The sequence below is a fragment of the Streptomyces sp. NPDC089915 genome, assembly GCF_040684675.1.
Lineage (GTDB): Bacteria > Actinomycetota > Actinomycetes > Streptomycetales > Streptomycetaceae > Streptomyces.
On record NZ_JBFBGN010000010.1, the window covers coordinates 91,114 to 97,670 of the forward strand.

7 protein-coding genes are annotated in these 6,557 nt (G+C 73.6%); 6 read left to right on the forward strand and 1 reads right to left on the reverse strand.

The genetic code is table 11. The features are described from left to right. Positions 1-171 precede the first annotated feature (171 nt). Complete coding sequence (locus AB0O29_RS05505; protein ID WP_365146490.1) at positions 172-1,422, forward strand: FAD-dependent oxidoreductase; 1,251 nt, start codon at positions 172-174, stop codon at positions 1,420-1,422. Positions 1,423-1,489: 67 nt separating this feature from the next. On the opposite strand, the gene AB0O29_RS05510 is transcribed toward AB0O29_RS05505, so the two are convergent. Continuing rightward, on the reverse strand, positions 1,490-2,929 hold the full coding sequence (locus tag AB0O29_RS05510) for a regulator (RefSeq protein ID WP_365146492.1): 1,440 nt from the start codon (positions 2,927-2,929) through the stop codon (positions 1,490-1,492). A gap of 174 nt (positions 2,930-3,103) precedes the next feature. On the opposite strand from AB0O29_RS05510, the gene AB0O29_RS05515 reads away from it, so the two are divergent. The 5 genes from AB0O29_RS05515 to AB0O29_RS05535 all read left to right on the forward strand — a co-directional run. Continuing rightward, a complete protein-coding gene (locus AB0O29_RS05515) occupies positions 3,104-3,469 on the forward strand; it encodes a hypothetical protein (RefSeq protein WP_365146495.1) in 366 nt (121 codons plus the stop codon). Between the two features lie 77 nt (positions 3,470-3,546). After that, the gene (gene lipB, locus AB0O29_RS05520) at positions 3,547-4,356 is read left to right on the forward strand and encodes a lipoyl(octanoyl) transferase LipB (protein WP_365146498.1); all 810 of its coding nucleotides are present in this window, start codon (positions 3,547-3,549) and stop codon (positions 4,354-4,356) included. A gap of 110 nt (positions 4,357-4,466) precedes the next feature. Continuing rightward, positions 4,467-5,414, forward strand: a complete 948-nt coding sequence (gene lipA / locus AB0O29_RS05525; RefSeq protein ID WP_344153645.1) for a lipoyl synthase — start codon at positions 4,467-4,469, stop codon at positions 5,412-5,414. Positions 5,415-5,637: 223 nt separating this feature from the next. Continuing rightward, a complete protein-coding gene (locus AB0O29_RS05530) occupies positions 5,638-5,835 on the forward strand; it encodes a hypothetical protein (RefSeq protein WP_030233071.1) in 198 nt (65 codons plus the stop codon). 10 nt (positions 5,836-5,845) lie between these two features. Continuing rightward, positions 5,846-6,557: DUF4191 domain-containing protein (locus AB0O29_RS05535; RefSeq protein WP_365146503.1), on the forward strand; the 712-nt coding region annotated here is incomplete at its 3' end.

The window sequence follows — 6,557 nt, forward strand, 5'->3', positions numbered from 1 at the left end:
AGGCGCTGGTCCGGCGCACCCGGCGTCCACGTGCGACCGTTCGTGACCCGCATGCGACCGCCGTGCGACCGGAGTTGTGCGCAATACCGCGCCGGACTCGGGTTCTCCTGGAGTCCGTTGGGGGAAGAAGGATCCCCACACAGCCGCCGCGCCGACCTCGGGGAGGGGCACGTGCTCAGCAGCGACGTCGTCATCGTAGGAGCCGGAGTCTCAGGACTCGCGGCAGCGCACCACCTGATCGCCGCCGGGGTCAGCGTCAGCGTCCTGGAGACCGCCGACGACCCCGGCGGCCGCATGGCCACCGCATCGGCCGAGGGCTTCCGCCTCGACCGGGTCGGCCAGCTCCTCAACACCGCGTACACCGAACCCGCCCGCACCCCGGGCCTCGAAGGACTGGTCCTGCGGCCCTTCGCGCCCGGGGTCCTGGTGCACGGGGCCGACGCCAAGCGGCAGCGGGCCGGGGCCCTGACCCCCGCCCGCGCGCTGGCCAGCGGCTCCCTGGACCAGGCCCGGCTCAGCGCGGCCCTCGCCCGGCTCGCCGCGCTGCCCCCGGACCGCGTCCTCGCCCGGCCCGAACGCACCGCCCACGCCGCCCTCGGCTCCCGCAGCCTGCCGCCGCGCACCGTCAACGGGATCCTGCGACCCCTGCTCTCCGCCCTGCTGCGCGACCCGGACCTCACCACCTCCAGCCGCGTCGCCGACCTCGCCCTGCGCACCTTCGCCCGGGGCCGCCTCGCCGTGCCCGAGGGCGGCGCGGCGACCCTGCCCGGCCTCCTCGCCGCCGGCCTGCCGCCCGGCACCGTACGGACCGGGATACGGGTGCGGTCGGTGGCGACCAACCTCGTCACCACCGAGGAGCACGGCGACTTCGGCTGTCGCTCCGTCCTCCTCGCCACCGGCGCCCGCGCCGCCGCCGAACTGCTCCCGGGGCTGCGGGTGCCCGCCTTCCACGAGGTCACCGTCATCCACCACGCGACCCCCGAACCCCTGCCCTGGGACGGCTCGCTGCTGCTGGACGCCGACCCCCAGTGGCCCGTCGCCCACACCACCGTGATGAGCGCGGTCGACCCCACCCGGGCCCCGGCCGGCCGCAGCCTGGTCACCACCACCGTCCACGGCCCCCCGCCGCCCGCCCGCACGGTCGCCGCCCGCCTGGCCCGGCTCTACGAGACCTCCACCCGGGACTGGGAGCTCCTGGCCGTCCACCACACCCCGGAGGCCGTCCCGGCCATGCCCCCGCCGCACGACCGCCAGCGCCCCGTACGGGTCCTGGCCGGGCTCTACGTCTGCGGCGACCACCGCGACTCCAACACCGTCCAGGGCGCCCTGCACTCCGCCCGCCGCGCGGCCACCGCCCTGCTCCGCGACTTCGGCATCCCCCTCCAGAGCCACCCGGAACCGATCCTTCCGGTAGCCGCCTGACACGAACGCCCCGGCCCGGCCCCCGCACAGGGGCCGGGCCGGGGCCCCGCGAGGGCCGCGTCCGGGATCAGGACAGCGCCGCCACCCGGTCCCGGTACGTCCGGACCGCCGACGCGTCGCGGTAGGGCTCCAGGCGGCGCTCGAAGTCCCGTACGTACTCCACCGCCCGCACCGACCGCATCTCGCTCGCCTGCTGCGCCGCCTCCGCCCCCAGCGCGCACGCCTGGTCCAGCTCGCCCAGCCCCAGCCGGGCCGTCGCCAGCACCACCCGGCAGAACAGCCGCGAGCGCGCGAACCCCGGCGAGCGCAGCTGGAGCGAGCGCTCCGCGTGCTGCGCCGAGGCCCGGTACTGCTGGAGGTCGCGGTGGCAGTGCCCGAACTCGTCCGCCAGCTGCGCCTCGTCGAACGCCCGCGCCCAGTGCGGCACGTCGTCCCCCGGCCGGGCCGCGCCCAGCGACCGCTCGGCCCGCACCAGCGAGGCCGTCGCCGCCCGGACCTCGCCCAGCACCGCGTGCCCCCGCGCCTCGGCCGCGTGCAGCAGCGACTGGACGACCGGCGGCGGACCCGATCCCACGCCCTGCTGGGCGACCCGGGCCAGCTGCACCGCCTCCCGGCCGTGCCCGAGGTAGACCGCCTGGCGGCTCATCGTCACCAGCACGTACGACCCGTACGGCCGGTCCCCGGCGGCCTGCGCCAGCCGCAGCGCCTGGACGAAGTACCGCTGGGCCAGCCCGTGCGCCGCGATGTCGTACGAGGTCCAGCCCGCGAGCCGGGTCAGGTCGGCGGCCGCCGAGAACAGCCGCCGCCCGGTGGTCTCCCCGTAGGTGCCGCGCAGCATCGGCTCGGCCTCGTGCTCCAGGTAGCGCACCAGCGCCTGGCGGGCGTGCCCGCCGCCGTAGGCGTGGTCCAGGGTGCGGAACAGCTCGCTCACCGACCGCAGCGCCGCGATGTCACCGCCCGTGACCCGCTGCCCGGGCCCCCGGTCGATCTGCCGCTGCCGGGGCACGGTGGTGCGGCCCTGGGACGGGACCCGGTTCGCGGCGGGGTCGGCGCCGCGCCCCACCCGCTCGTCGGCCCGCCCGATCAGCCAGTCCCGGCTGGGCACCACCAGCCCGGCCGGGGTGAACGCGATCTTCCGCAGCTCGGCGTGAGAACCGGAGTCCTTGCGCCACAGCCCGCTCGCGATGTCCACGGCCTCCTCCGGGGTGGCCGCGAACTCCAGCCCCGCGTACACGGGGGCGCACGCGTCCAGGCCCAGGTCCTGGGCCGACAGCCGCCGCCCGAGGCGCCGGGTGAAGACCTCCGCGATCAGCGCCGGCGTCGTGCCGCGGGGCTGCTGGCCGCGCAGCCACCGGGTCACGGAGGTCTTGTCGTACCGCAGATCCAGCCCGTGCTCCAGCCCCAGCTGGTCGACGCGGCGGGCGAGCCCGGCGTTGGAGAACCCGGCTTCCGCGATCAGCGCCGCGAGCTGCCGGTTGGGGACGCGCTGGGCAGGTCGTTCGGTCATCGGCTCCACGGTTCCCGTACGTGACGGACCGGAGTCCCGGCCCTCTGAACGGCGTGAATGTAGCGGCCAACTCCGCCTCTGCCGCCCTCTCTGCCCCACATTCATCCGATCGTGTGCAGAATGGGTAGGGCTCTTTACGGACCGTCCCACTCCGTCCGCGTAAGCTGCGCCCCCATGAGCCGCCGATCACACGGGGCGCGTCCGCCCGGCGCGCACGCGAACCCGCAGCCCGGCGCCCCCCTCCCCGCCCCCGAACTCACCGAGGGGCAGTGCCGCCGGTGCGGCACCCACATCGCGGGACTGGACGGGCGCTACGCGTGCGGGGTGTGCGGCTGGGTCAACGACCACTCCGAGGGCCACCGCCGCCTCCCGGGCGCCGACGAGGACCCGGACCGCCCGCCCGCCGGCCGCCGCCCCCGCCGCCTCCCGGCCGCCCAGCCCGGGACGGAGCCCGGCGCCGAGCCCGCCACCGAGCCCCGCGCCGGGTCCGCTGCCGAGCCCGGGCCGGCCCCCGCGCAGGACCCCCGCCCGGGGGGCTGAGGGGCCGCGCGCGGGCCGCCGTACCCTGGACCGGTGCGGATACGTGCACACAGCAGGTTCAACGAGGAGGCGCTGCGGTGACTGAGCTTCGGTTTGTCCATCTGGGCTTCGGGCCGGAATCCGTCGAGTACACCGAGGCCTGGGAGGAGCAGCGCCGCGTCCACGCGGCCCGCTTCGCCGACGAGACCGGCGACACCTGCCTGCTGCTGGAGCACGACCCGGTCTACACCGCCGGACGCCGCACCGACCCCAGCGAGCGCCCGCTCGACGGCACCCCCGTCATCGACGTGGACCGCGGCGGCAAGATCACCTGGCACGGCCCGGGCCAGCTCGTCGGCTACCCGATCATGAAGCTGCCCCGCCCGGTCGACGTGGTCGCCCACGTCCGCCGGCTGGAGGAGGCCCTCATCCGCACCGCGGCCGAGTTCGGCGTCGAGACCACCCGGGTCGAGGGCCGCTCCGGCGTCTGGGTCCTCGGCGACCCGGTGGAGGAGCGCCCGAGGATCGGCGGCCTCTCCCTGGACTTCGACCCCCGGATAGGCGACGACGAGTTCGACGCCCGCCTCAACGGTCCCGAGTACGCCCCGTCCAACGCCGGCCAGCGCCGTGAGGACCGCAAGCTCGCCGCGATCGGCATCCGCGTCGCCAAGGGCGTCACGATGCACGGCTTCTCCTTCAACGTGAACCCGGACAGCACCTGGTTCGACCGGATCATCCCCTGCGGCATCCGGGACGCCGGTGTGACCTCGCTCTCGTACGAGCTGGGCCGCGAGGTCACCATCGCCGAGGTGCTGCCGGTGGTCGAGAGGCACCTGAAGGACGTGCTGGAGCACGCCGAGCTGAAGCCGCGCGAGGTCGAGCGGGAGACGGAGCCCGCCGCCGGCTGACGGCAGCGGGAATGTGTCCTGCCGCCCCCGGGTTGGCCGGACGTAAGAGCGTACGAATTACGGGCGTACCCTGGTGGGCGCCGAAGAATCGAAGTCACAGGGAGCCGGTCGTGTCCGCAGTCGCACCCGACGGACGCAAGATGCTGCGCCTCGAGGTCCGTAACGCCCAGACCCCCATCGAGCGCAAGCCCGAGTGGATCAAGACCCGGGCGAAGATGGGTCCCGAGTACACGAAGATGCAGAACCTCGTGAAGGGCGAGGGGCTGCACACCGTGTGCCAGGAAGCCGGCTGTCCGAACATCTACGAGTGCTGGGAAGACCGCGAGGCCACGTTCCTCATCGGCGGCGACCAGTGCACCCGGCGCTGTGACTTCTGCCAGATCGACACGGGCAAGCCCGAGGCGCTGGACCGGGACGAGCCCCGCCGCGTCGGCGAGTCCGTGGTCACGATGGACCTGAACTACGCCACCATCACCGGCGTCGCCCGCGACGACCTGGCCGACGGCGGCGCCTGGCTGTACGCGGAGACGGTGCGCCAGATCCACCAGCAGACCGCCGGCCGCGAGGGCGGCCACACCAAGGTCGAGCTGCTGGCCCCCGACTTCAACGCGGTCCCGGAGCTGCTGGAGGAGGTCTTCGCCTCCCGCCCCGAGGTCTTCGCGCACAACGTCGAGACCGTCCCCCGGATCTTCAAGCGGATCCGCCCCGGCTTCCGCTACGAGCGCTCCCTCGACGTCATCCGCCAGGCCCGCGCCTACGGCCTCGTCACCAAGTCCAACCTGATCCTGGGCATGGGCGAGGAGCGCGAGGAGGTCTCGGAGGCGCTCAAGGAGCTGCACGAGGCCGGCTGCGAGCTCATCACCATCACCCAGTACCTGCGCCCCTCGCCGCGCCACCACCCCGTGGAGCGCTGGGTGAAGCCGGCCGAGTTCGTCGAGCTGGCGAAGGAGGCCGAGGAGATCGGTTTCTCCGGCGTGATGTCCGGCCCGCTGGTCCGGTCCTCCTACCGCGCCGGCCGCCTCTACGGCCAGGCGATGGAGAAGCGCGCCGGCGCCTGATCCACTTCGTCACACTCCGTGTGAAGTCGGGCACAAAAACTTACCAACGGGTAATACGCGATGACGCGGCCCCTAGGCTCTTCTCATGGAGGAGCCCGGCGGGCCGCGTCAATCTTTCATCACGTTTGACCCACCGGTCATGCCCTGGTAACACCAGTCAGTGACGCTGGATCCACGCACCGCACACGCCCCGATGCGAGTACCGAGAGTAGGGACCGACATCATGCAGGCCGCGCCCGTCCGCGCCATCGCCATCCCGTCCTTCACCGAGGCCTTCCGCGGCATCGAATCGCTGCTCATGAGCGGTGCCCGGCGCAACGCCTGGACGGCCGTCCTGGAGGACCGCCGCAGGGCCAAGGACCGGGTGGAAACCGAGCACGTACTCGAGGCCGCGGCGACCCGTACCCCGCAGGCCACGTAAACTTCGCCTTATGGCGAGGAAGTCAAACGCAGAGACTGCTGCGAACCCCGGGCGACTGAAGCAGATCGCCCTGACGTACAAGATGACGCGCAAGGCCGACCCGAAGGTCGGTCTGATCGTCGCGGGCGTGGGAATCGTCACCTTCGGTGTCTTTCTTGCGATCGGCTTCCTGATCGGCCACCCGGTCTACCTGGGCATCCTGGGCTTCCTGGTGGCGTTCCTCGCGATGGCGATCGTCTTCGGGCGACGGGCGGAGCGGGCTGCCTTCGGGCAGATGGAGGGGCAGCCGGGCGCTGCCGCGGCCGTACTGGACAACGTGGGACGGGGCTGGACGACCACCCCGGCCGTCGCGATGAACCGGAACCAGGACATCGTCCACCGGGCCGTCGGCAAGGCGGGCGTGGTCCTGATCGCCGAGGGCAACCCGAACCGGGTGAAGACGCTGCTCGCGGCCGAGAAGAAGAAGCTGGCCCGGATCATGCCCGACGTCCCGGTCCACGACTTCATCGTGGGCACCGGCGAGGGCGAGGTGCCCCTCAAGAAGGTCCGCACGACGCTGCTGAAGCTGCCGCGCGTCCTGGCGGGCAACCAGATCACCGATGTCAACGACAAGCTGCGGGCCATGGGGCTGCCGGTGGCTCTCGCCCGAGGAGGTGCGCCGGCGGTTCACCCCGGAGGCCATCGCCCTCCTCCAGGCGGCCGGCAGCCTGAGGGACGGCCAG

What these genes read in the sequence shown, in the direction of transcription:
- AB0O29_RS05515 (WP_365146495.1), top strand. Translation starts at nt 3,104, where the DNA reads ATGAGCCGCCGATCACACGGGGCGCGTCCGCCCGGCGCGCACGCGAAC.
- AB0O29_RS05530 (WP_030233071.1), top strand. Translation starts at nt 5,638, where the DNA reads ATGCAGGCCGCGCCCGTCCGCGCCATCGCCATCCCGTCCTTCACCGAG.
- AB0O29_RS05510 (WP_365146492.1), bottom strand. Translation starts at nt 2,929, where the DNA reads ATGACCGAACGACCTGCCCAGCGCGTCCCCAACCGGCAGCTCGCGGCG.